Source organism: Oligoflexus tunisiensis, from assembly GCF_001748245.1.
In the GTDB taxonomy this organism is placed as follows: Bacteria; Bdellovibrionota_B; Oligoflexia; order Oligoflexales; family Oligoflexaceae; genus Oligoflexus; species Oligoflexus tunisiensis.
Genome location: NZ_BDFO01000001.1, coordinates 7,395,260 through 7,420,285 on the forward strand (window position 1 = coordinate 7,395,260; position 25,026 = coordinate 7,420,285).

Consider the following 25,026-nt stretch of genomic DNA (forward strand, 5'->3'; position numbering starts at 1 on the left):
TCAAGAGCTTGTTCCAAAATTTTTCAGGCTAACGCGCGGGAGGAAGATAGCGATCCTGACGTTGATCACGACTCCAGACCAAACCTTGAACAGGCTCCCAGTCCAGGATCCAGAGACCTTTCAAATCGACAGCCGGGTCGAGAAGTTTCTGCGCCACAGCATCGGTTACATACTTTTGGAAGCCCCGTTTCAGGTCACGGCCCGCAAAGCTGCTGTTCATCGCGCTTTGAATGAGGAGCTGTTCAAGGCGCGGGGCAAGTTCCAGACGGATATCCCGTTCATTGAGCCGCAGATTGAGCTGCGCCAGCTCTTTGTGCAGCATCCGATGAAAGTGCACGCGGGCCAGGGCTTTGAAGGGCACCACCTCGTCGATGCGATTCACCAATTCGGGCCTGAGATGCTCACTGAGCTGCAGACGCATTTCCGTGTCCTGCTCGGACTCCGGCACGTGGCCGGCACCGACCTGGAGGTTGGACGTCATGATAATAAAGCAGTGGCGGAAATCAGCGAGACGTCCGCGCGCATCGGTGAGCCGTCCATCGTCAAAAATCTGCAGCAGGATATCGAGAACACGCGGGTGAGCCTTTTCGATTTCGTCGAAGAGGACGATGGCATAGGGCTTGTTCCGTATGGCATCGGTCAGAAGTCCGCCGCCTTCGTAGCCGGCATAACCCGGAGGGGCTCCGATCAGGCGCGCAACATTATGGGCTTCCATATACTCCGACATATCAATGCGAATGAGATGCTGCTCACTCAGAAACAGCGCCTCCGCGAGGGCTTTCGCGGTTTCTGTTTTCCCTACGCCCGTGGGTCCTAAAAAGAGGAAGACACCGGAGGGGCGCCTCGGATCGCTGAGGCCCAGACGCGAACGCCGCACGGCTTTCGCGACCGACGTGAGGGCGGCGTCCTGTCCGAAAACGCGATCGTTGAGCTGGGTTTCGAGGTGGGCCAGACTCTGCTTTTCATCCGCAAGCATTTCTCCGACCGGAATACCGGTCCAGAGCGAAAGAACGCGGGCGATCTCCTGACGATCCACCGCCCGTCCGAGGAAGGCATGGATTTTTTCCTGCGCTTCCAGATGCTTTTTCGCCTGTTCAAAGGCTTCCCGGGCTTGCGGCAGTTCCTGATACTGCAAGCGGGCCGCGGTTTCAAAATCACTGCTGCTTTTGGTGGCCTGCCAAAGGGAAGTCAGTTCCTCGACGCGCACTTCGAGGGTGCGCATGTGTTCGAGATCCTTTTGATGCTTTTTCCAGATGGCTTCGATGGCCGCGGCTTCTTCACTGATTTTTTCCAGTTTGACCTTCACCTGCGTGAGGCCTTTGCTCACCCCACCCTGCTTTTCCAAAGCCTGCTGCTCGACGCGCAGCTGGGCCGCCTGCGCCTGCAGCTGCTCCAGCTCGGCAGGAACGCTTTGCATCTGGAGTTTGATCCGTGCGGCCGCTTCATCGATCAGGTCGATCGCCTTATCCGGCAGATTGCGTTGCGGCAGATAAAGGATGGAAAGATCAACGGCAGCCTGCAGGGCCTCATCGCGAATGGGAATGCCGTGATGTATTTCATAGGAGGTTTTCAAACCCCGCAGGATGGAAAGGGTGGTGTCGCGGGTGGGCTGCTCGACCATCACCGGCTGAAAGCGCCGTTCCAGGGCCGCATCCTTTTCAAAGTATTTTCGAAATTCGACCAGCGTCGTCGCCCCGATGCAGCGCAGTTGACCGCGAGCCAGGGCAGGTTTGAGAAGGTTGGCCGCATCCGAACTGCCTTCACTTTGTCCGGCACCGAGGATCATATGAATTTCATCAATGAAGAGAATCACGCGATCGCCGAGACTTTCGAGGGCCCGGATCAGCTGTTTCAGGCGTTCCTCAAATTCCCCTCGATATTTGGTTCCGGCCAGCAGGGCGCCGAGATCCAGACTGAGAACGCGCACCCCTTTCAAGGATTCCGGAACTTTTTCTTCCACGATCCGCAGGGCAATGCCCTCGGCGATGGCGGTCTTGCCTACACCGGGGTCACCGAGAAGAATGGGATTGTTCTTTTTCTTGCGGCTCAAAATTTCCAAAACGCGGCGGATTTCCGTGTCACGGCCGATCACAGGATCGATGACGCCACGGCTGGCCTGCTCGGTGAAATCGTGTGTAAAGTCGCGCAGACGCTTGTCGAGTTCGGCTTCGAGTTTACGCGATGAATCCGCTTCCTTTTTGGGTTCCGCCTTGGGCGGCTCTGGATTGTTTTTCACAACCTTTTGTTTGGGGGGCGTCCTGGCCTGTGGCACCTGCCAGACTTGAAAATCCCGGGCCTTGTCGTCCTGAGTGGAGCGCTGGGTTTCCTGCATCACGGTGGAAGAGTTCACAAGAAGTGGCCAGAGGTCCTGGTTGGTGATCGGCCGCTTCTGATGCGCGGCCTCCACCTGATCGAGGACCAGGTTCAAACGCGGCCCAAAGCCAACGGCCACGCGACCGAATTTTTTTGGGTAAAGCTGCAAAAAGTCTTCAAGAGCTTTTTCAAGACGGGCGTGTGATTCCGCATCGAGCATTTGAAAGTCCCGGCGCAGCATGGCGAGGGCCACATGCTCGACTTCCATATAGTCATGCCCGAGACCCTTGGCATAACGCAGGGCGAAGTGCAGAACAGTCTGCGCTTCAAAGCTATAGCGGGAAACATCCACGACCCACTCCCTTGATCCATATGGGGGTAGGTCCTGTGTCGGAAGAATCAGGACGCGGGCTTAGCCCTGGCGACTGGCTTCTACAAACTTGAGGCGCAGATCATGCAGAACTTCCTGCATCAGCTTGTCCTCCTCGGCGCTCAAGTTCCCTTTGGTCTTATTGGCAAGAAGCTCAAGAATATCTATATTCTGACGCGCCAGTATCAGATTACGGCTCACCTTTTCGGGACCGAGGCCCATATAGGACAACGCCGCCGAGCAGAATCCCAGAATTAAACCAGAAAAATCGACTTCAGATCCGTTTGCCATCATCGCACCTCACTGCTCTTCTTATAGTACGGATCCTTATCCTGCTTCAAGATCCAGCCAACATGGCGATCATGCCAGTTAACTCTTTAAATTTGCGCCGGCCAAAGGTATAAGTTTCTGCTCGTCTTCTGCGGACGTGGTGGAATGGTAGACACGCTGGTCTTAGAAGCCAGTGCCTTTGGTGTGAGAGTTCAAGTCTCTCCGTCCGCACCAATCATTATTTTCCCTGCAATTATTGTAATTTATCGATGAATGATTATGCTTAAAAGCATAATTCGTGATTGATATTTTATGCTTTTAAGCATAATTATGAGATAATTTTTTATGCAAATTTACATAAGTGGAGCGGACATGAGCGCTGGCCATTCCCTAAGTATCGAACAAGCTGAACGACGCTTCAAAGCGCTACGACGCACCCTTCCTCATATGAAGGTAAAAGGTGGATGGATAGCCTATGTACGTCACACGATCGGAATGACTTTCGCCAATTTGGCGAAGGCAGCCGATCTTTCGATACCCACAGTGCAACAAATGGAAAAGAGGGAGGCCAAGGGACAGGTCACGCTTCAGACCTTGGAGAAAATTGCTCAGGCTATGAACTGTGAATTGATATACGCGTTCGTTCCGAAGCAGCCCATCAACGAATATCTCAAGGAGAAAGCTCAGGAAAAGGCTACTCGCCTCATCAAACAAGCTGACGTTCACATGCAACTCGAAGATCAGCGCGTCGAAGATCCCCTGAAAGCCCGCGTGGCACGTCTCGCCCAAGAACTTTTCGATCGCAGAGATGTCTGGTGACGAACTTTCTTTTCAAAGACCGCGACGGACAAACTCCACTCCCACGAGAACTTCAGAAAGGTCTTAAGATAAAGACCATTCAAACCGTCGGTGAACTTGATGAGCATGAAGAAGCGAATATCGCACGCGGTATAAACTGGCTTTCAACGCAAAGAAAGGATCCGCGTGAGAGCATGTTTTGGATTCGCTTGCACAAAAAACTTTTTGAAGACGTTTGGACTTGGGCAGGAAAAATCCGCGATCATGAACTGGATAACGTTGGCTTTATCAAGCCCTATCAAATCCGAACCGAACTTTTCCTGCTCGAATCGAATTTGAAAACTTGGACGGACCATCAATCATTTCCGCCAAGAACAATCGCGGCTCGATTTCATGAGCGGCTCGAAACCATACATCCGTTCGCAAACGGCAACGGTCGATTCGGGAGAATAATAGTTGAACATTTTTGCCGCACTACGAACGCTGAGATACCGCTCTGGGGACGATGCCAAACGGGCGATCCAGGCCGGGGCAGAAAAACTTATATTGATGCACTTGAAACAGCGCGCTGGCAGAAGAACCATTCGCTCCTGTCGGACTTCATGTTTTCCTAGAAGTTATTATTCATGATCTTCTGACACCCAAAGTCCCATCACAGGTAGGCCGAATATTGAAGCCCGCCTATGCCTCTTTTTCAAGCATCCGATTTCGACATCCAGCTGCTTGAGCGACGTCTGGGACTCTTATCGTTTACTTTTCTTTCAGAGTTGTGAAAACCACCGCCTCTAAATCCGCCTTTTTCTTCCTCACTCATACTCCTCCACACTTCGAGTATTGGGACAAAAATTTGTCCCAATATTCTCCCGATTGTCCCAATCCTGTGCACCCGATTCATACCCTGGCGGCATGAGCGTCATTCGGACGAAAACGTATGGAAGTCTTTACAAAGACCTGCCGAATATCCCGGGCATGTACGGAAATTTTTGCACGAAGGATTCGCCATGAGACATTCGCTTGTTCTGTTCTTTTCCCTGACGACAGGGTTGGTCACGGCCTGTGGCAAAAGCGATTCGGATAGCACCGCTGATGCCAAAACTCCTGCTACGATCGGTGAACTGGAAACCAAACCCGGTACGCTGCTCCTGTCGATGGACTCCAGCATTTCCAGCCTGGGGACCAACCTGAGCGGACCAATCGCCGGCGCGACCTCGGGCCTGCGTTTGGAGGATGAAGGCGACATCGGTTGCCATGACGACACCAACTATCCGGTTGATCTGAAGGATGCCAGCAAGAATAATGCTCAAGGCTTTTTCCAGGATAGCGACCCACGCTTCGGCACCGGCCGTATCTACTGCTCGATCGTCAACAAGACCGATAACAGCACTTCGGTGCAAGGCGCCTATTTCATGCCGAAAGTTTTTGCCTGCGCGCTGTCGAATGTTGAAGATGCGGCGCTGGACGGTGAAGATCATGATGTCACTCTGAATGTCACGCGTGAGTGCTTCGGTTCGCTGCTGGATGATCCGGACACCGGTCTCGCTGAAGGTGGGGAGTTGAATGTCGTCGTCAACGCCACGGCCACTCCGGAAGTGGAAGGCTGGGATTTGGATCTGAAAATCACGGCCGGCGAAGAGAGCGAATATCGGATGCTCTTCAAAGAAGAGAAGGATAAGAGTCTCGCCTTTGCCTCCTATTCCCGCGGCACCCAAAACTTCGGTGACGACGCTGTAGCCGTGTCTGTGGACATCGAAAACGGCGAACTTCGCTATGTTTACCGTCGCATGATCGTGGACTGTGATGATGCCACGGGCGATGCTTTGAAAACCTGCTTTGGCGTCAGCACGGAAGAGCAATGGCAAGGCACCGTGCATGATGTGATCCTCGCCAAAGGCACACTGAATGCCAGCGCTGAGTTCTCAGCCCTCGATAGCATTTCGGGTGTTGTGGCCAATACCTATTCGAGCAGCACGGAACCTGTCACCTACAATGGAAGCCTCTTTACTCTGGAAGGAACCCTGACGGGCGGCCTGACCTCACGCGGCTATAAATCCTCGAACACATCAGACGTCGACGCCTTCCTGAAAGCCTCTTTCTTTACGGCGGTTGACGCAGCCACCATGTGCTGGAAGGATCAGGCGGATCCTGTGGCCGGCGCATGTTCCGGTATCACAGGCATCGAATTCAACAGCGATGCGCAGGTTCCTTACCTTCTGCATCCTGCTGATAGCGCCATCCTTCGCAACAAGCCCTGGGTGGAAAACAAGCCCCTCGACTTCACCACGATCGACCTCGGAAACGTGAATATCTAAGGTGGAATGAGGCTCGAAGAGATCACTATGACACGGTCCTGGGCCGTGTTTCTCTTCGGGCCTACTCACATTGGATAGTTTTTTGCAACTTTACCAAGCCTCAAATCGCAAGTAAGTGCCTCTTATCAGAGAGAATACTATGCCTCTTGATGTTTAAAATAAGTTGGTCCATACTGAGAAACTCTGAAATACGGAAGACGAATTTTGAGGCAGTTGCACGGCAGTCCATCACTGTCGAACTTATCCACAGGCGCTTGTGGATATCTCCCACCATGGACCAAGGGGTACCAGGTCTAACTCACCGATAAATCGAATAAAAAAAAATCCACAGGATCATTCAATTCCTGTGGATAAGTCTTATTTGAAACTGCGTTTTAGCGAGCCAAAGCTGCCTTGGCGCTGTTCACAAGATCAGCAAAAGCGGCTGGCTGGTTCAGAGCCAGATCGGCGAGGACGCTCCGATCCAAAGTGATGTTGGCCTTTTTCAAACCATGGATAAACTCGGAGTAGCGCAGGCCGGCAGCGCGGACAGCGGCGTTGATACGCACGATCCACAGCTTGCGGAATTCGCGTTTCTTCACGCGACGGTCACGGTAGGCGTACACAAGGCTGCGACGCACGACGTGAATGGAGTTGCGGAACCGGTTCTTGCGGGCTCCACGGAAGCCTTTTGCCAGGGCGAATATTTTCTTTCTACGACGTCTTGCTTTAAAACCGCGTTTGGCGCGTGCCATAGTCTCTATCCTTTAAAAGAAGGTCAGGTTAATTCAGTCTTACAATCAACGGTAAGGCAAACAGGCCAGGATCAGGCCAACGTTCGACTTGTGCACGTAGGCAGCGGTCCGCAGTTTGTTCAGACGTTTGCGACTCTTCTTGGTCAGGATGTGGCGCTTGTACGCCTGGGCGCGCTTGATTTTACCGGACGCAAGCACTGTAAAACGCTTCGCCGCGGCTCGCTTGGTCTTCATTTTTGGCATGGAAGTCTTCCTTTTCTTTGGAGCCCACGAACTGCTTCGCGGCAGTCACGTCAGGCGAAAGTTGGGGCCGTACCCCGAGTGGACCCGATGAGGTCGAACGGAACCCCAGTGTCTATCACTTCCCATGCGTTGGTGCAACGGCAATCAGCGAATCAGTTGCTGGACTTCTGGCCCCGGCCCGGGCCTGCGATGACGAATGCCAATTTGGCCTCTTCCAGCAGGCGCGGATGGTCCGCTTTCAGTTTGCTCCAGGAATCCTTGGTGACGATCAGAGTCTTATCGCCCTCTGCGACCGCATTGATCTCAATCGGTTTGGGACCGGCATAGGACTTCAGCTCGCCCGAGTTCTTGAAGAACCAGCGACCGGCCAGCTGCTTTTTGTAGGCTGACCTGGCGACATCCTTGGGACTGAACAGGAGTTCCCCATCGGTGCTGCGAATCTCGGTCTGCAGCAGCGGCACTTTCAAACCGCTGATCTGCACGACGATCGCACTGCCTTCACTCGGTTCGGACTTGGGCTCCTCACTGGCGAATTCACTCACACCGAAGTCCATGGCCCGGGAGAGGCTGCTATCCAGTTCCACCCGGACCCGACCGTCGGTGAAGTACGTGGTGTTGTAAACATAGGCGGATCGGGTCAGTTCACTGGCCAGGGCCGCCGAGGCTTCTTCATTCAGGCCTTTCTGAGCCCGGGCCTTGCTCAGGGCTGACAGGACATACATCAGACCATCTTCCACGGCCACCTTCTCAGCGCCCTCAAAACCCTTTTCAGCAAAGTCGACCGTGGCCTCGCCATAGAATCGGATCCGCATCGTGGAGTAATTCAATTCAAAGCGATCAATCTGCTCGGTCACCGGCTGGGCCTGGCCAACCGACGTCAGCCCTAAACCCGTGGCCAAAAGCAAACTCAGATGGCAAACCTTGCTATTCATAGGCTCTCCTTGCTATCGATTCATCGCGCACGATCAATCCAGGTCAGATCAATCCTGAGATGAGTTGAACAACTGAAGGTGTCCCACAAATGATATCACCCTGCTCCAGGTCATAGCGAGCCCCCGGTTCACACTTGAAGTTCCGCATCACTCCCCCGGCCTCTTCCACGAGCAGAGAACCCGCGGCCAGATCCCAGGCCCGGAGCCCGGTCTCCCAGTAGCCGTCGTAGACTCCTTCCGCCACGAGCGCGAGGTCCAGGGCTGCGGCTCCGTCCCGCCGAATGCTCTGACAGGTCTGGGCCACGGCCATGAAAAATTCTATATCTTTCCGTAGGTTATCGCCCAAATGATAGGCAAAGCCGGTCACCAGAAAGGCGTCCTGAGGGGGACGATCGGGACAGACATGAATCGGTTTTTCATTCACCCAGGCGCCACGTCCACGTTCGGCAACATAGGTTTTTCCGCGAATCGGATCGTGCACGGCGCCCGCCATCACCCGAATCCTGCCATTCTCCTCAAACACGCCACGGCCAATCGAGACGCAAAAAAATGGGTAATTATTGGCAAAATTGGTCGTCCCGTCGAGTGGATCCACAATCCAGATCGAGGAGCCGGGCGTGCGATCCTCGGAGGACAGACCGGCTTCCTCCGAGAAAATCTTGTCCTGAGGCCTTTTCTGCCGGAGGGTATCGAGGATCACTTTCTCACTTGCCAGGTCAGCGTCGGTGACCAGGGTTTTGTCAGATTTTTGGCGTACGCGAACATCGGAACCGAAACGCCGGGTTAGTTCAGCGCCAGCGCGGCAGCTCAGATCATGCAAAAAGGCCATCTCTTCCGTATATCTCGCTTCCATTGGGGCTTCCATTCGATAGATATTCATCTTCTGGATCTGTTCCAGTTTCTGTATGATCATTATTGTGGCACGGTCGCCTGCTTTGCGCGAGGCTTACCTCGTACAGTCTGGCACCGGTTTCCAAGACCTTGAATCCTGGCATATTTTCCGCTTGGCGACCGACACCATGCGCCCTTAAATTTAAATCCCAATCTGCCGAAAAGTAAGTGGGTATCTGGAAAGGAATAATCTGTGGAATCTATCACTTTTTCTGAAATCGCGTTGGTCGCTGCCTGTGGCGTGGCCTTCGGATATGCATTTTTCGTGGCGGTCCGCTTTATGCTGCCACGCAAGCAGCGAGCGGACGTCCAGGAGCAGCGCAATCTCGTCATTCAAAAGGCCCAGCAGCGCAAAGAGCAGGTCATTGCGGAAGCCAAAAAACGTGCGGAAGAAAAGGCCGTGCAGATGCAGGAAGAACTCGAGATGACCATCGAGGAAGAGCGTCTGGCCCTTGAAGCCAGTGATGCTGACCTCGCGGTGCAGGATCAGTTCGTACAGCACGAAGAGGAGCGCATTCAAAAACTCGAGGCCACCTTTCAAAACCATCAGAAAAAAGTCAGCGAGCTGCAAAAACAACTCGCGGATGTGCAGGCTTCGGTGGTGCAGGTGAAAACCACGCTGCAGGACAGCCTCGCTCGCATCGCCGATTGCGACCGCGCCGCCACCCAGCACATGATCATCGATTCGCTGGTGAACGAGCGTCGCCTCGACAGTCAAAAGCGGATCAAGGAATTGGTCGATGACCTGGAAAGCCATTCCAAAAAAGGCGCGGAACGAGTCCTGAGCCGGATCATGTCGCGCTATCAACCCAGCTTCATCTGGCCGAAGAACACCAACCATGTGGAAATCCTGAATCCACGGCTCTTCGAAACTTTACAGAATAATCCGCAACTGATTACCGACCTGACCGCCCTGACCGAAGGTGTGGAGATCACCCTTTCCCCGGCCACGCACGATGGTCTGCCGGCGATCATACGGCTCGGTGGTGGATACGGCATCTTCAAGGAAGCGGCCCGTCTGACCCTCGAGGAGCTCCTGCCCAAGGGTCCCAACAACTGGGCGAAATGTGACAAGACCTATTTGAAGCATCGCCGCACCCTCGAAAATCAGGCTCTGAAGCTGGGCCGCCAGGCTGTGATCGAGCTGGGTCTGCCGGATATCCACGAGGAAATTCAAAAGATGGTCGGCGCCTTGAACTGGCGGACGAGCTATCGGCAGAATCAGTATTACCATTCCCTCGAAGTGGCCAAGCTCGCCGGGGTTCTGGCCGGTGAACTCGGTGTGGATCCCAGAATAGCCAAGCGCTGTGGCCTCCTCCACGATATCGGCAAGGGCATCGACTATCGCATCGAAGGCAGCCATGCTGTGATCAGCGGTGACTATGCGGACCGCTTCGGCGAAAAACGGATCATCTGTGATACGGTCATGTCGCATCATAACGATCTCGTGCTCGACACGCCGATGAGCTATGTTTTGAAATCCGCCGATACCCTCTCCGGCGCGCGTCCCGGTGCCCGTATTAATCTGGAAGAAGGTTATCAGGAGCGCCTGCAAGCGATGGAGGAAGCTATCAAGTCGTTCCCTGGCATCCAAAAGGTGGCGATCATGAATGGGGGACGCGAAGTCCATATCGGTGTGAACCATAAGAAGATTCGCGAAGAGGAACTGCAGGGTTTCGCGGCTGCGATTGCCCGCAAGATCGAAGAGGAGGTCGCCTTCCCCGGTCAGATCAAGGTGCTCGTCACTCGACGCTTTGAAGCCTCCGCAGTCGCCTGATCCGACTTCATGTTATAATAAATTCCAGCAAGGGGGCCCTCCTGCCCCTTTTTTGTTGGAGCTTGGCATGCCGCAGAAATCCCGCCGCCAGATCAATGATATCCAGGAAAAGGTCATGATTTACCTGAAGCTGCAAAGGTTTCAGGCTGCGGAAGAGCTTTTGCAAAATGCCATGGAAGAGCATGGGCCCCTGGCCAATCTTTTGAACCTCATGGGGCTCTGTCATCATCGGCAGTCGAAATTCCCCGAAGCCATCGAATACTTCGAGAAAGCCAAGGAGGCGAACCCACGCTTTATCGAAGCGGCGTTGAACCTCGCTGTGACACTCTCCGACCTCGGCTTCTATGAAACCTCACAAAAGGTCTACGGCGAACTTCAAGGCCATATGGGGGACGGTCAAACCCTGCCTGATCTCGTGCTCGGGCGACTTGCGAACCTTCACAATAAGACCGCTCTGGGATACGAACATGCCGGCCTCTATGATCAGGCCGCCCAGGAATATGCCAAGGCCCTTCATATCTACCCCCGCATGCCGGATATCCGTCTGCGTCTGGCCAAGGTTTATTTGCGAATAAACTCCTATCATCAGGGGCGTGAGCAGCTCATGGTTCTTTTGGAGGAGAACCCGAATCATCCGGAATGTCTGAATCTGCTCGGCACCATCGCATTTCGAATGGGCGATTGGGACGGCGCACAGAACTTTTGGCAAAAAACGCAAAACGTCAATCCCAACGATAGAACCTCGCGCACTTACCTGCGCAGCAGTTCCAAAAATCCGCCGGGAGCAACAATTTAAAGTCAACATCCTCCTGCTTTTAGCCGATGGGCAGGCCAGGAGATAAATCCGAATGGAAAAGAGCCCGCACAATTTTCCAAGTGGCCTGAAGGCCCTGGTCGCCGACGACCATGACCTGATTCGGAAGTCCATTGCCAAGGCTCTGGTACGCCTTGGCTTTTCCGAAGTTCTTGAATGCCACAATGGACGCGACGCGAAAATCATCCTCGATACGCAGGCTGTGGATCTGGTGATCTGCGACCTCGATCTGAATTTCATTTCAGGTTTCGAAGTCCTGGATCATTTGCGCAGTCTCGATACCGGCTCCGACACGCCCTTCATGATCGTGACCGGCGCGGCGGACAAGGATGATATCGTCAAAGCCGCCAACAAAGGCGCTGAAGAATACATGGTCAAGCCCTTCACCCCGGAGGAGCTGGAAGCCAAGATCATCAAGATGCTGAATCAGTATCATGCGCCGGGTCCCATCCTGGGGCGCCTGCGCGAAGCGGAAAAGCTCCTCGTCGCCAGCCAGTTCGCGGAAGCGGAAACCGTTCTCGATGAACTCGTCAAAATAAAGGACAGCCCCCGCGCCCGCCATCTGCAGGCCGTGGCCCTTGTCAAGCAGCGTAAAACCGCGGAAGCCATCGCGCTGCTGCAGGCCAATATCAAATCCACACCGAACTTTTTGAAGAATTTTGTCACACTGGCCAACCTCTATATCGAGGCCAAGGATTTTAAGAACGCCATCCACGCTTTGACCATGGAGCTGGAGCTCAATCCCAAGCAGCCCTTGCGGCAGATCAAGCTCGCCAACATGCTGCTGAAGGAAGGCAATTCGCATGCGGCCATCGAACACTACCGTCTGGCCCTTCTGGAAAACAACAAGAATCCGGAAGCTCTCTACGGCATGGGCATGGCCTATGCGCTGGCGGAAAACCTCGAAAAATCGATCTACTATTTCAAACGCTATCGGCGCAATCATCCCAAGGACAGCCGGCCTTTGAAAGCCATCGTGCAGTTTGCGGAGAAGACCCAGCAGCTGCGCATCGCGGAAGTGGCTCTGGTTGATGAAAGAAAAGCGCATCCCGAGCGGCTTGATACCTATCTGATTCTGGCGGAATTCTATTTCAAGCATGAGAAGGAAGAGCAGGCCTACCAGACACTGGAAGCGGCCATCAAGCGCAAGCCCGAATTCACCCAGGCGCACGTGGCCATGGCCCAGTACTACCTGCAGCAAAACGATAGCGAGAGCGCCATCCGCGTGTATCAGCGTTATATCAATATCACCAAGGATCCCGTCGGCTATATGCTCCAGGCTCAGCTTTATCTGCAGCTGAAAAAGTATGCGCAGGCCATGGCGACCTTGCATCATGGCATCGACAGTGGCATTGACCCACAGAAGGCCTTTCCACTGCTGATGATCTCCACCTTTCGCACCAAACAAATCGGCAAAACCTGGTACATTCGCGAGCGGATGAAGCAGCTGAATCCGAACGAGGAAATCCCGGCTCCCATTGCTGAGATTGACCAGCTCCTCCTGGCCCGACGTCGTGTCAAACGCGGTTTTCAAAAGGTTTCCTAGCACTCCCGGGAGATCCCGCATATGATCGCCTCCGTGGAGGGATCGGTCATGGATTCGTTGCGTGCGCAGCTTGGCGTTTATTTGGATTGGTTGGACAGCCGTGGTTTGACAGGAACGGTCGCGTTTCGCGCTCCGGTCGATGCGCCATCAGAGCCAGACGAGACGGAGACCGCGCCACAGGCCGTCGTGCCGGAAAGTCCGGAACCTGGGGCTGCGACCGAAACCCAGGCGGGCTGGAAGGTCGGCTTTTATAGCTCGAGCGATCTGACGGAACAGGAATTCATCATGGTTTCAAAGATCGCGCTGGCCCTGGGCCTCCCCGTTGAGGATTTCAAAATCTGGGCAGACGACAGTCTGGTGCGCGTGCCGGTCGATCTTCTACACTGTTCCTATATCGTGGCCCTTGGTCCCGGCAGCGGCCAGACTCTGCTGGCCCTGGGACAAACGGTGGCCATGAATACGATTCAGAAAGCTCTGCAGGGCGCGCCTCTCTTAACCATTCCGCATCCGCGCGCCATGCTTCGGGAGCCCGCTTTAAAAGCCGGGGCCTGGACCGCTTTGCAAAAATTCAAAGGACTCATGCCCAGTCCATAAAAGACAAAGCGGCCCCCACTCACGTGAGGACCGCCCTTGTTCCTGCTCTTACATCAACACTTACTTGTTATCTTCGAACTCAGCATCGACCACGTTGGGATCGCTCGACTTCTGCCCACCGGTTGAACCTTGGGCGCTGCTGGCGCCAGCCTGTTGACCGGCAGCCTGTTTGTACAGAGCTTCCGCCAGTTTATGCGACTTGGCTTCGAGCTCGTCCTTGGCTGCTTTCAGTTCTTCGGCACTGCCGGAATCCAGCTTGGCCTTGGCCGCTGCCAGAGCGCTTTCCAAATCGGACTTGATGTCGGCCGGCACCTTGCCTTCACCTTCCTTCAACGACTTTTCGGTCGAGAAGATCAAGGAATCCAATTGGTTGCGATTTTCAACCTGTTCACGACGCTGACGGTCCGCATCCTTGTTGGCTTCGGCTTCTTTCACCATGCGATCGATATCGCGTTCGTCGATCTTGGTGGCGGCTTCGATCCGGAGTTTTTGCTCCTTGCCGGTGCCGAGGTCTTTCGCAGAAACCGACAGGATACCGTTGGCATCGATATCGAACGTCACTTCAATCTGGGGCACACCACGTGGTGCAGACGGGATGTCCTGCAGTGTGAAGCGGGCCAGCTGGCGGTTATCGGCAGCCATCTCACGCTCACCTTGGAGGACGTTGATCTCAACGGAGGTCTGATTGTCAGCGGCCGTTGAGAAGATCTGACTCTTCTTGGTTGGGATCGTGGTGTTGCGTTCGATCAATCGGGTCATCACGCCACCCAGAGTCTCGATACCGAGAGTCAGAGGCGTCACGTCCAGAAGCAGAACGTCTTTCACATCGCCAGCCAGCACACCACCCTGAACCGCGGCACCGACCGCCACCACTTCATCAGGGTTCACGGTCCGGTTGGGTTCACGTTTGAAGAAGTCTTTTACTTTTTGTTGCACGAGAGGAATACGGGTCGAACCACCGACCAGCAGAACCTCCTGCACATCTTCCACATTCAGCTTGGCGTCTTTCAGAACCTGACGACAAGGAACAAGAGTCTTTTCGATCACATCGGCAATCAGTTGCTCGAACTTCGCGCGGCTAAGGCTGACGTTCAAGTGTTTCGGACCGGTTTGATCCGCTGTCAGGAACGGCAGGTTCACGTCCGTGGCCTGAGCCGAAGACAGCTCGATCTTGGCTTTTTCCGCAGCTTCCTTCAGACGCTGCATCGCCATGGGGTCACCTTTAACGTCCACACCGGTTTCCGACTTGAAGCCATCCACCAGCCACTTGATGAGAATCTCATCGATGTTGTCACCACCGAGGTGGGTATCACCACCGGTTGCCAGCACCTCGACGACATTCTCACCCACTTCGAGGATCGAGATATCGAAGGTACCACCACCGAAGTCATAAACGGCGATCTTTTCATTTTTCTTCTTATCCAGACCGTAAGCCAAAGCCGCAGCAGTTGGCTCGTTCACGATACGTTTGACATCGAGACCCGCGATGCGACCGGCATCCTTGGTGGCCTGACGTTGACTGTCATTGAAATAAGCAGGAACCGTGATGACCGCTTCGGTCACGGGCTGACCGAGATAGTCCTCAGCTGCCTGTTTCAGCTTGCCCAGGACCTTGGCACCAATTTCCTGCGGCGTATAGGTCTTGCCTTCGATTTCGAAGACGACCATATCACCTTTCCCGCGGGTGACCTTGTAGGGCATTTTTTCGGCTTCGTCCTTACGCTCGCCAAAGGTGCAACCCATAAAACGCTTGGCTGAGTAGATCGTATTGCGTGGGTTGGTCACAGCCTGACGGCGGGCGGCATCGCCAACCAGAATATCGCCATTCTTGGCAAAAGCGACAACGCTGGGCGTGGTGCGTTTGCCTTCAGCATTGGCGATGATCACGGGCTGCCCGTTCTCCATCACGGCCACCACTGAGTTGGTCGTTCCCAAGTCAATACCGATAATCTTTCCCATATCTTACTCCATCTTTGGCAACCCTGGTGGGGCCTGCTCAAGGGTTAAACGATCGAACTCGTCCAGCCACTTACGCCATTTAGGCCTGGCTCGCTTTCTCTCCTTAAACCTAATGCCGGTCGGGCGGCTGTCAACGGGTCAATCATGATAAGATGAAAGAAACGAGGAGGATGAGCGCTGTGTATGAATTGCAATGCCCTTCCTGTAACAAGGCATCCCAGTATAATTTTTCAGATTATTTGCTGCTTTGCCCCTTCTGCTCGGCCACCTTTAAATTCAATGTTGATGGCGGGCAAAAGGAACTTTTTGGAGACCACTACATTGTTCCGAATCTGCTCGATGCAGGTACGGTCAAAGAGCTGGCTCTGGAATGGCTGAGGCGAATTCATCACAAGCCAGGAACGGTCGACAAGGAATTCTTTGTTGTCGATGTGCAGGGCTTTAGTGTGCCGGTATGGATCATTTCCGTGGAAGGGCACACCGCCTGGAAAGGCCTCGTTCGCAAGCAAAACCGGCAGGTCGCCAGTCACACGAGCAATGATTATCTGACTGAGTCAGGTCAATTCCGCCGGAGCTATCGCTGGGCGGTACTGGCGCGATCAAACATCTGCGAAACCTGGGGCCTGACCCGTCTTCATGAACCGACCGAGCCCATTCATGTGGAATGGGATGGCTTTCCTTTTGACTCGACCTTCTCGCGCGGGCGCCTCATGGACGAGGAGCAGAAGTCCGCCTATGAAGCCCGTCATTACTTTGAATTCAAATATGCCAACGGTCTGCCCATCCTCGGCATCCAGGTCGAGGAGGAGGAAGGACTCCGGAGGGCGCGCAATCACGTCGAGCTGTATCACTACAAGCTGGCCTGTTTGAATGCGGATTACCTCATCGATTACCGCACCGAACTCGAAGTGGCCGGGATTCAGCTGATTCATGTGCCCATCTGGAAGATCGGCTATCTTTATCGGCCGCGCAGTCTCGTGCGGCACTTCTATCGACCGAAGGAGAAAAGGCTGATTCTGGACGGTTATGGCAAGGGCATCCTGATGGGTGAACTGGCCCTGGTTTATCATGACAAGATCATGATCAACGCCTACGTCACCGGCTTTGCCTCGTTCATCTTTTTCCTGTTCGGCATCAGCTGGCATCCGGCCTTCCTTCTTGTGGCCCTGTTCTCCCTTGGTGTCTCGGGGATCAGCATCTTTACGAGCCTCAGGAAAAAAGCCGAACGCGATGAGGAGGAGTTGAAGAAACTCTCAGCCTCCATTGGCAGCATGGGAGGAAGCCACGCGAACGCGAACGCGACCGGATATGGCCGGGCCTCGTAACGAGTCCTCTATTCCCCGGGGTTGAGAGCTTCGGGTTCCATTCCGCCCGGCAGCTCCGAAGGCGGCGGGTAAGGCAGAGGAGGCATCGCCATGACCTCCTCCAGTTTTGCCCGCAGGTCCTTCTCAAGCACCGGCTTTTTCAGAAAATGACTGCTCAGAATTTCGTGGCCATAGGCCGCCACCACCCGGGGTTCCGTCGCCAGAACGGAAATCAAAAGACAGCGCGGGGGCTGGCTTAATTTTCGCAGCTCGCGATAGCATTCGATGCCATCCATCTCGGGCATGATGATATCCAAGGTGATAAGATCGGGCCTGAGTTCCGCAACCAACTCGAGGGCTTCGACACCGTTCACAGCTTCGCCCACAATATTCCAACCCAGACGACCCAGAAGATGCCGCAATTCACTGCGCACTTTGGGAGAATCATCGACGATCAAAGCTCTCATTTATCCTCCTTCACAGGGGCCGCCCCCTATGCAATCAGGTTACGGGAGAAGGCCGGTTTCAGCAAGCGTCCTCTCGCCGCCGCCAGAGGCTGAAAAATATCCAGCTGGCCGCGCCCCAGAGCAGGCTGCGCCCCAGGTCCGCCCATGGTCCCTGCCCTTCCCAACGAATGGGTCCGTTCTGCTGGCCATGCGCATGGACAAAGAGGATGCCCTCATGCAGCAGCTGCAGAATGTTTTGGAGCGCCTCGCCGATCCAGCGTTCCGGCCAAATCCAGAAGAGCAGCCCCCATCCCAGCACAATATGCCAGACGGGTTGTAAGAGAGTGTTGAGAACAAGACCCCAGGGGCTGAATGTTCCAAAATAACTAAGGTTGACTGCAATCAGAGGACCCTCAACCGCCGGCAGTATTCGCCGTTGCCAGGCCTTGGGCCAGGGTTTCAGATAACGAACCATGCTATAGGCGCTCCAGCTGAGAGCATTGGAGAGACTCAGAAAGCTTCCGGGAAAGCAAAGCGCCTGCAGGGAAAAAACCCAGCGATCGCTGCGCGCTGCGGTCAAAGGAGAGCCGAGCAAAGGCAGCCAAAGGCTGAGGAGTAAACTGAGCCAGGCTCTCTGGCAAGGCGGATGAAAACCCACGACCAAAGCAAAAAGGGTGATCAGGACCGTGAGCAGAATGCGGGCCGCCGTGACCCAACCGAGCCAGACGGAAAAGGGCCAAAGCCGAAGGGCATAGGCCAGCCGACCCGGACCTTCAACCAGCGTCTGACCGAGCCCCCCCACAAAACTGAAATGCGCGCCACTCACCACAAGAACATGCAGAAGACCCAGCTCCTCATAGATCCGCGGCCAGGCGTCGCCGCCCTGATCCTTGAGCCCAAAACCAAAGCGCAAAAACCAGGTGCCCCAGACCGGATCCCAATCGAGAAAGAAACTTTGAAGGTTCTGAGCCAGAAGCCCGGCTAGCCGATTGAGAGAACCGGTTTGAAAAAAGAGTGGGACGGGATCCCGAGAACTTTCCGCGGATCCCAGAAACCAGAAGAAGGGATGATCCGGATTCATGGTGTCCGCGGTCCAATATCTCTGCCAAAGGCCACCGCCCGCAAAAGCAAGCCAGGCCCAGCCGCGCAGAAGGAAAATGGCGGGCAAAAACAGCAGCCAGCCACGCCCATCCCAGGGCAGGAGCTGCCAAAGGCCCACTGTGCATTGACCGGCGAGAAAATTGAAAGGCAACAAAAAACCACTCCTGCAAAACCGGGTGCGGGAGGCACAAGGTTAGCGGGAGTGGTTCGATTGATCGAGTGACAGGGTCAAGCAGCAGATGTCCGCCAGCCGCTTACGCATAATTGGCGATCCCGGCTGCGGGCAGCATTTGATTCAGAGCCATCGACAGAGCCACATCGCTCAGATCCGGATGGAACTCCTCCAGGTATTCATCCGCTTCGTTGATCAGCGTCTGCACAGCCTTGGCATGCAAAGCATGACCGGACTTGTGCGCATAGACATCAGCCAGCAAAGGTGCACCGAGCAGAGCAAAATCACCGATAAGGTCGAGCAGTTTATGACGAACAAATTCATCCGGCGAACGGAGGCCTTCTTCGTTCATCACACCGTGTTCCGCGATGACGATGGCATTTTCCAATCCACCACCCAGGGCAAGACCCTGCTCGCGCATGGCTTTCACATCGCTCAGATTGCAGAACGTCCGCGCATCGGCGATGGTGAGGAAGTTTTCCAGACTTGCAATGTAATCGATCGACTGACAACCGATCACGGCTGCTTTGAATTCGATCGAGCACTTGATTCTTTGACGATCGGAAGGCTCCAGGCGCAGGACCTTATCACCGTCCTTAATCACGACGCTTTGCTTCAGGCGATAGGCCTTGGCAGGAGCCATGAGATCCTTCAAACCAGCGCTCAGGAAGCGCCGCACGAAAGCTGCGGAGCTGCCATCCATAATAGGAACTTCCGGAGCATCGATCTCGACAAGGGCGTTACTGATTCCGAGACCGGCAAAGGCCGACATCAGATGTTCAATGGTCGAAACGGATTCGCTGCCGGTGCCGATGGTAGTCGACAGAGCCGTGGACGTCACACGTTGGGCGATCGCACGAACCGGAAGACTGCTGGGACTGTCCACTCTTTGAAACTGAATACCCGAATAAGCCGCTGCCGGTTTCACCGTCATGCGAACCATACGACCGCTATGCAAACCCTTGCCGGTAAAGCTTACCGTATTGAGCAGAGTTGTTTGATTTTGCGAGAGAAGCATTCAAGCCTCAAATTTAAAAGGGGAACTTACAGACCCATCCCCTATTGAGCAAGACCTGTGCCACCAAAATTACCTTTGGTACAAACTGAAGCCGCTGATTCCATTGGGTAATAATTTGATCGTCAGCGGGGATTCGGAGCTGACTGTGGCAGTAGCGCCACAGTATCCATAATGGCGTTGCAAGTCTACAACAAAACACCTGCGGAAAAAGCTTGGGCTAGCGGTAGCTGCGGGTCGAATCACGGTTCTTGAAATAGGGCCGCGCCACCCCGGTTCGCGTCTCGAAGATGTCCGCGCTTCCCCAGTTTTCTGGAAAACCCAGGGCATCGGCGACATAGAGCTGCGCCAGCCCCAGTGTCGGCAGACACGAAGACTGGACCAGAGCCTGGGCGAGCTGCGTGCAGAATCCCACCAGATAGCTCTGCAGAAGACCTGGCCCGCGCTGCCCGTTCTCGCGAAGGGAGCGTGCCGCGGTCATCTCGCACACTGCACGCCAGTGCGGGGCAAGCAAAAGTTTGCGATCCAGCCCAAGATTGCCCACCGCATCCGGTTCCTGCACCGGCACGCGGCCCTGTATGCCGGAGCGATATTCAATGAAACGCTGCCAATGCCGTTCACTGCCCATGAGATGCCAGCCGAGATTTCGCAGCTGCTCCAGAATCACGGGCAGCGCCTCGCCTGACTGTTCCGCATAGGATGCGAGGGCCTGAAGTGCCAGGGATTTCACATAATAGAGAGCCGGTCGCGGCTTGTGCGGGCTGGCAATGGAATGAATGCCGTCGAAGAAGGTCCGCAGGAGGTTGCCACGCGATGCATGATCATCGGATATTTCCGCCGTCTGCCGCGGCACGCTCTGCGCGGCGAGTGCCCAGCCGCGAATGCGAAGGTCGCGCAGATTGAATTGGAAATTGCGGAACGCGCCGAACGCGAGCGTGGGATACTGCGGCTCTCTTGGAGTTTCTCCCACATACCAGGCCAATTGCCTTTCAAATTGCTGCAGAACACCACGACGGTAGTAGGTGTCAAGCTGAGGAAACAGGACTTCAAGTCCCTGTCTCAGGACCTCGGAGGAGGCCGCGATGAAGCAGAGGCGATAGCCGCTGTCGAGCAGTCTTGTGAGGAGTGAGAGCGGCGGCAGCGCTTCATTCAGATCGAGATAAACCAGCTCGTAATGGGGTGGTTCACCCCAGGTTTTGAATTGCCGGATGTGGCGTTGCAAAAAAGCCTCATACTGCGGCTGGCAATAAAAATGCGCGGCTGTATCCAGCAGAGCATAATCGGTTGTGCTGGGAGTTTCCCGCATTTTGGGAGCATTGACATGAATCAAGGTCGGAGTGCGGGCCGGATCACGAATGGCCTTATCGGTCCACATCACGGCCGCGTGATCCTGCATCATCTGCACCTTGCCACGCTGCGGCTGCTCCTGATTCCAGCTTTCAATCTGCCGGGCAGCCCAGGGCAAAAGCTGAAGTCGCCAGTCCTTCCAGGTCAGAGCCGCATCCACATACCCATGCTGCACAACCTCTTCCGCTCGCATCAAGGGTCGCTTCTGCCATTGCTCAAGAATCCTGGGCCGTTTGTTGAGCTGTCCCGCCACCCAGCCGAGCGGAGGCATGGAGCCGATGGCCATTTCCGGAAAGCCAAACCAGACGTCACGATTGAAAACAAAGCGGCGCTGGCAGACGAGCATCATTTCAAAGAAAGTTCCCTGGCAGCCATGTTCGGTCACATAAAACCAGGGCACTGGCGAAAACTGAATGTTCTGCCGCAAACGATACCAGCGCCTGAGGCGCCAGCGGAGTTCATCACGTTGCAGACTGGAATTCACTTCCTCCAGCCAGTTCGTGTGAAAGTCATGGACGGGTACCTTTTGAATCCAGATCACCGCATCCAGGTGGCTTTTGGCAGCGGTCTGATAAACCCGCTCCATCAACTTTTCAAAGACGGTGAGAGTTTCGTCCACCGCACGGCTCAACGGACTGCCGCTATAGGTCCAGTCCGCAAGAATCAGGTTGTCATGCTGTTCATATTTCATGAGTTACGCACCAGATACGCCATGTGACAACGACCGTTCAAGGGGAAATAGAGATAAGTTGCGCGTTTCGCATCGGTCAGCAGAAATTCCATGAAACTGCTGAGAGCGTTGGCCAGTCCCGACCACTGCGGCAGGCGCACCTGATCAGCGGCCACGGCCCGCGAACGCAATTCATCCCAGCAGGCCGGCAGAAGGTTTTTGATATGGCTGTAGACATAGATGCGATCAATGCTGGACGGCGTAAGGCCTTCGTCCTGCAGCCAGCTGCTCCATCGATGAAAAAATTCCGACACACCCTGCAGGCTTTCGCGGAAATCCGCGACGGGAAAATCCCGGCCACGTAGAACGAAGGGGCCGCTGCCGCGATCGATGGCATCGGTTTCCAAAAAGGCTTCGATACAGGTGAGACTGCGGCTGCCATCCACCCGCGCGCTCCCGCGACGCCGGGACACCGGGCCGACGCTCAGCAGACGGCCGAGATTATCCTGCAGCAGCGCCTGGCTCTCCGGCGTGCGATACATGCGATCCTGAGTTTCGAGGAGCTGTTCAAACGCCAGCATATCGAAAGGCTTCACCTTGGCCAGCGAAACTTCCAAGGCGGCGCGACTTGGCTCCTGAAGGCCGGGCGCCTGATCGACAATCTGGGCAAAGCATGCATGCCCATAAGGTTCCTTCAGGATGGCATTCCAAAGATCGGTCAAACTATTCAGGATCGTGGTGCGGGAGAAGAGCGAGGACATCGGCGGTCTTTGCGCGTCGGATGATGCGAAGAGCAGAAGATTGGGCCGCTCGGCTGTTTTATGAACGCGACTGAGGATGAGCGAATCCAGCGCCCGGGCTCTTTGCAGAACCCGATCGACCGGAGGCAGGGGCCAGCGACAGACACTGCCCTGGATCGAAAGTGATGCTTCGTAAAGATACATGCCGCAGCCTTATTGTCGAAATGCCGGTCGGTGGATACTCGCAGCCCGGCCTTCGTCTCACCTGGCGTCGGGCACCCGACTGGCATCATATGCATCCTGCAAACGAGTGCGGCCTTCCCGCACTTTTTCCTTCAGATAGGGATCATCGACCAGTTCATAGAGTTTGCCAAGATCCGCCAGAACCTTATCCCAACGATGCGCCTCGAGGTGCATTTCAATCAGGTTTTCCAGGGGTTCCAGCATGCGGGGTGCCAGTTCCAGACTCTTCAAATAGCTTTCTTCGGCATCCATCGGTCGGTTGAGCTGTTCCTCCAGCTCACCGATTTTATAGTGAATGATGGCCTTATTGAGATTGCCATCAATTTTACGTAGATAATTGCGCAGAACCTTGAGACAGCCTTCCCAATTCTGCTGGCGGAAGTACGCCTCGTAGTGAATCGTGAACGTATTCAAGGGACTGTCGGCGCAGTGTCTCTCAATGATGTCGACCGCATTCTGCGCCTGATCAAGCTGGTACAGATAAACGGCGGCCAGTTCCTGAGCGCTGCGATAACGATCGTTGATATGTTTCGCATTTTGAAAAAGGCTTTGCAAGACCGAGACGACTTTATCCCATTGGTTGTTTTGGGTATAAACGACCTTGAAGTAGCGCAGGGCCTTCAGATTGTTGGGTTCCAGATCGATCAACCGCTCGTAGCAGCGATTGAGCTGGAGTTCGTCGTATTTTTTCTTTTCAAAGATCAGGCAGAGGCGTTCCAGACAGGCGACCGAGTCCTCTTTGGTGCGCAGGCGAGGCAGTATTGCCTGCAGAATAATCGCTTCGGATTCGAAATCCTGTTCGCTGATGATTTGGGCCAGCGCCCGCTCGCGAAACTCAGCATAACTCAGGCGCAGGTCTTTCAGAAGCTTGACGCAGATCTTGGCGGACCGCTGAATATCTTCAAGGTGCACGGCATAGGCCCGCGCGGTGCGTACATAAAAATGCAGCTGGCGTTTTTTGGGGTTGTCGATCTGGGCTTCGAGCAGGCGGAAATAAAGCGACCAGCACTCATAGTCCTGGAGCTTTTCCAGGATGGCCTCAAAATGCTGCTCGGGAATCGACGCCCCCTTGTTGAGCTGGAAAACCAGATCGTTAATATCCAGGGACAGGGAAATATCCATGGGAAAGACTCCGCCATTGCCTACGCGTGTTAACAAACATCATAGCAAAGTGTGGGCGTCTTTAATAGAAAGTGACGGGCCCCTTTGGGGCTGACAGAGTTGCGGAAATTGACGAAGCCCCCGTGGACACGGGCGTATGAGCTTGAGGGCGAGTGCGACACAGGCGTATCAGGCCGCGGAGAGGCGCCGGGGCGAGTGCGACACAGGCGTATCAGGCCGCGGAGAGGCGCCGGGGCGAGTGCGACACAGGCGTATCAGGCCGCGGAGAGGCGCCGGGGCGAGTGCGACACAGGCGTATCACACCGCGGAGAGGCGCTGGGGCGGGCGCATCAGAGTTCGGAAGCGCTGGCGACGAGTGCGACACGGCCGTATCAGACCCCGGAGAGGCGTGTGCGCATCGGGCATATCAGAGTGCGGAGGCCACGCCGGGGGCAAATGCGCCTGCGTCAGCGATGCCTGGTGGCATGCCGTGCGGGGCTGATGGAGCGAGCCCCATGCGGGGCTGGCGTTGTCGAGGGGGCTTAGCGGGCCAGGAGGCCATCCAGGATCTGCTGGCTGGCAGCCTTGACGACTTCGTCGTATTCATAGACGGTTTCGTCGAAGAGCCACTGCAAGCTGATGCCGTCGATAATGGCGATCACCAGGGACGCGTAATAGTGCGGGTTCACGTTCTTGAAGACGCCGGCCTTGACGCCCTCTTCAATGACGCGGGCGCAGCTTTCGCGGAACTTCGCATAATGCCGGGAAATGACCTGGCGAACTTCCTTCTTCTGGTTGATCTGAGTCCAGAAGTCCATGTTCACCTGATAGTATTCCTTCGTACCGCGCACGACATCGAAGCCCACCGACATAAAGATCCGGAGTTTCTGGACCGGATCGGTGATCGATCCCATGTCTGTGGCCATGATGTTCTCGATGTCCCCCGCAACGCGGTCGAGGACGGACATCATCAGGTCATCTTTATTCAAAAAATAATAATGAATGATGCCCTTGCTGACTCCGGCCGTGCGCGCGACGTCCTGCATCGAAAAATTGTGATAACCGTGCTTGGTGATACATTCGACGGTCGCCCGTACGATCTGATCCTTACGTTCTGCTGCTACATCTGGCTTAGACATGTTGCCACCATTTGATACTACGAGGGCGCCGGTCCTGTGGGGCGCTACCATCCTCCGTCCGCGTGTTAAAAGAATCTTCAAGCTCGTTGGTGACAAGCCCTTGTGCGGGACAGAGGTCGAGACGAAGTCGGTATGTTAACACGGGCCTTGGCCTTTCGCAACGAGCACAGGCGGGACACTACGCATTTGGCAAGCCGA

The 25,026-nt window shown here is 55.0% G+C and carries 22 protein-coding genes and 1 tRNA gene; 9 read left to right on the top strand and 14 right to left on the bottom strand.

Going from position 1 to position 25,026, the window contains the following annotated elements; all coding sequences use genetic code 11:
• Positions 1–28: 28 nt before the first annotated feature.
• Positions 29–2,665, bottom strand: a complete 2,637-nt coding sequence (locus OLTU_RS30965) for an ATP-dependent Clp protease ATP-binding subunit (RefSeq protein ID WP_141736574.1) — start codon at positions 2,663–2,665, stop codon at positions 29–31.
• Between the two features lie 60 nt (positions 2,666–2,725).
• The gene (locus OLTU_RS30970; RefSeq protein ID WP_176737112.1) at positions 2,726–2,974 is read right to left on the bottom strand and encodes a DUF1844 domain-containing protein; all 249 of its coding nucleotides are present in this window, start codon (positions 2,972–2,974) and stop codon (positions 2,726–2,728) included.
• Positions 2,975–3,104: 130 nt separating this feature from the next.
• On the opposite strand from OLTU_RS30970, the gene OLTU_RS30975 reads away from it, so the two are divergent.
• The 4 genes from OLTU_RS30975 (at position 3,105) to OLTU_RS30990 (ending at position 6,060) form a co-directional block, all read left to right on the top strand.
• Positions 3,105–3,187 (top strand) — tRNA-Leu (locus OLTU_RS30975).
• Positions 3,188–3,325: 138 nt separating this feature from the next.
• Entirely contained in the window at positions 3,326–3,772 is a 447-nt protein-coding gene (locus OLTU_RS30980; protein ID WP_218110383.1) for a helix-turn-helix domain-containing protein, read from the top strand.
• The gene (locus tag OLTU_RS30985; protein WP_176737113.1) at positions 3,769–4,365 is read left to right on the top strand and encodes a mobile mystery protein B; all 597 of its coding nucleotides are present in this window, start codon (positions 3,769–3,771) and stop codon (positions 4,363–4,365) included. The genes OLTU_RS30980 and OLTU_RS30985 overlap by 4 nt, the downstream gene beginning before the upstream one ends.
• Before the next feature lie 387 nt (positions 4,366–4,752).
• Positions 4,753–6,060, top strand: coding sequence for a hypothetical protein (locus OLTU_RS30990; protein WP_141736578.1), 1,308 nt, complete (start codon positions 4,753–4,755; stop codon positions 6,058–6,060).
• Between the two features lie 374 nt (positions 6,061–6,434).
• Here the strand turns inward: OLTU_RS30990 and rplT are convergent, their stop codons facing one another.
• From rplT to OLTU_RS31010, 4 genes are all read right to left on the bottom strand, one after another.
• The gene (gene rplT / locus OLTU_RS30995; protein ID WP_141736579.1) at positions 6,435–6,794 is read right to left on the bottom strand and encodes a 50S ribosomal protein L20; all 360 of its coding nucleotides are present in this window, start codon (positions 6,792–6,794) and stop codon (positions 6,435–6,437) included.
• Between the two features lie 45 nt (positions 6,795–6,839).
• A complete protein-coding gene (gene rpmI / locus OLTU_RS31000; RefSeq protein WP_141736580.1) occupies positions 6,840–7,037 on the bottom strand; it encodes a 50S ribosomal protein L35 in 198 nt (65 codons plus the stop codon).
• A gap of 152 nt (positions 7,038–7,189) precedes the next feature.
• Positions 7,190–7,969: a hypothetical protein gene (locus tag OLTU_RS31005; RefSeq protein WP_141736581.1), complete on the bottom strand. Its 780-nt coding sequence runs from the start codon at positions 7,967–7,969 to the stop codon at positions 7,190–7,192.
• 43 nt (positions 7,970–8,012) lie between these two features.
• Positions 8,013–8,882, bottom strand: coding sequence for an inositol monophosphatase family protein (locus OLTU_RS31010; protein ID WP_141736582.1), 870 nt, complete (start codon positions 8,880–8,882; stop codon positions 8,013–8,015).
• Positions 8,883–9,053: 171 nt separating this feature from the next.
• Between OLTU_RS31010 and OLTU_RS31015 the strand changes: the two genes are divergently transcribed.
• From OLTU_RS31015 to OLTU_RS31030, 4 genes are all read left to right on the top strand, one after another.
• Positions 9,054–10,637, top strand: coding sequence for an Rnase Y domain-containing protein (locus OLTU_RS31015; protein WP_141736583.1), 1,584 nt, complete (start codon positions 9,054–9,056; stop codon positions 10,635–10,637).
• A 67-nt stretch (positions 10,638–10,704) separates the two neighbouring features.
• Complete coding sequence (locus tag OLTU_RS31020; protein ID WP_141736584.1) at positions 10,705–11,433, top strand: tetratricopeptide repeat protein; 729 nt, start codon at positions 10,705–10,707, stop codon at positions 11,431–11,433.
• Positions 11,434–11,485: 52 nt separating this feature from the next.
• Entirely contained in the window at positions 11,486–12,997 is a 1,512-nt protein-coding gene (locus OLTU_RS31025; protein ID WP_141736585.1) for a response regulator, read from the top strand.
• Positions 12,998–13,045: 48 nt separating this feature from the next.
• The gene (locus OLTU_RS31030) at positions 13,046–13,591 is read left to right on the top strand and encodes a hypothetical protein (RefSeq protein WP_141736586.1); all 546 of its coding nucleotides are present in this window, start codon (positions 13,046–13,048) and stop codon (positions 13,589–13,591) included.
• A gap of 60 nt (positions 13,592–13,651) precedes the next feature.
• Here the strand turns inward: OLTU_RS31030 and dnaK are convergent, their stop codons facing one another.
• Positions 13,652–15,550 carry a molecular chaperone DnaK gene (gene dnaK / locus OLTU_RS31035; RefSeq protein ID WP_141736587.1) on the bottom strand — a complete coding sequence of 633 codons (1,899 nt, stop codon included), beginning with the start codon at positions 15,548–15,550 and terminating at the stop codon, positions 13,652–13,654.
• 170 nt (positions 15,551–15,720) lie between these two features.
• Here dnaK and OLTU_RS31040 point away from each other — a divergent pair, with 170 nt between their 5' ends.
• Positions 15,721–16,875 (top strand): hypothetical protein, encoded by a 1,155-nt coding sequence (locus OLTU_RS31040; RefSeq protein WP_218110384.1) that lies wholly within the window; start codon positions 15,721–15,723, stop codon positions 16,873–16,875.
• An 8-nt stretch (positions 16,876–16,883) separates the two neighbouring features.
• Here OLTU_RS31040 and OLTU_RS31045 read toward each other — a convergent pair whose 3' ends face one another.
• From OLTU_RS31045 to OLTU_RS31075, 7 genes are all read right to left on the bottom strand, one after another.
• Complete coding sequence (locus OLTU_RS31045; protein WP_141736589.1) at positions 16,884–17,321, bottom strand: response regulator; 438 nt, start codon at positions 17,319–17,321, stop codon at positions 16,884–16,886.
• A gap of 58 nt (positions 17,322–17,379) precedes the next feature.
• Positions 17,380–18,555: a ComEC/Rec2 family competence protein gene (locus OLTU_RS31050; RefSeq protein ID WP_141736590.1), complete on the bottom strand. Its 1,176-nt coding sequence runs from the start codon at positions 18,553–18,555 to the stop codon at positions 17,380–17,382.
• A 100-nt stretch (positions 18,556–18,655) separates the two neighbouring features.
• Complete coding sequence (lpxC, locus tag OLTU_RS31055; protein WP_141736591.1) at positions 18,656–19,591, bottom strand: UDP-3-O-acyl-N-acetylglucosamine deacetylase; 936 nt, start codon at positions 19,589–19,591, stop codon at positions 18,656–18,658.
• Positions 19,592–19,808: 217 nt separating this feature from the next.
• Positions 19,809–21,626, bottom strand: coding sequence for a hypothetical protein (locus OLTU_RS31060; protein WP_141736592.1), 1,818 nt, complete (start codon positions 21,624–21,626; stop codon positions 19,809–19,811).
• Entirely contained in the window at positions 21,623–22,549 is a 927-nt protein-coding gene (locus tag OLTU_RS31065; RefSeq protein ID WP_141736593.1) for a hypothetical protein, read from the bottom strand. Before OLTU_RS31065 ends, OLTU_RS31060 begins: the two co-directional genes overlap by 4 nt.
• A gap of 57 nt (positions 22,550–22,606) precedes the next feature.
• Complete coding sequence (locus OLTU_RS31070; protein WP_141736594.1) at positions 22,607–23,710, bottom strand: tetratricopeptide repeat protein; 1,104 nt, start codon at positions 23,708–23,710, stop codon at positions 22,607–22,609.
• A gap of 521 nt (positions 23,711–24,231) precedes the next feature.
• Positions 24,232–24,828, bottom strand: a complete 597-nt coding sequence (locus OLTU_RS31075) for a TetR/AcrR family transcriptional regulator (protein WP_176737115.1) — start codon at positions 24,826–24,828, stop codon at positions 24,232–24,234.
• Between the last annotated feature and the right edge of the window lie 198 nt (positions 24,829–25,026).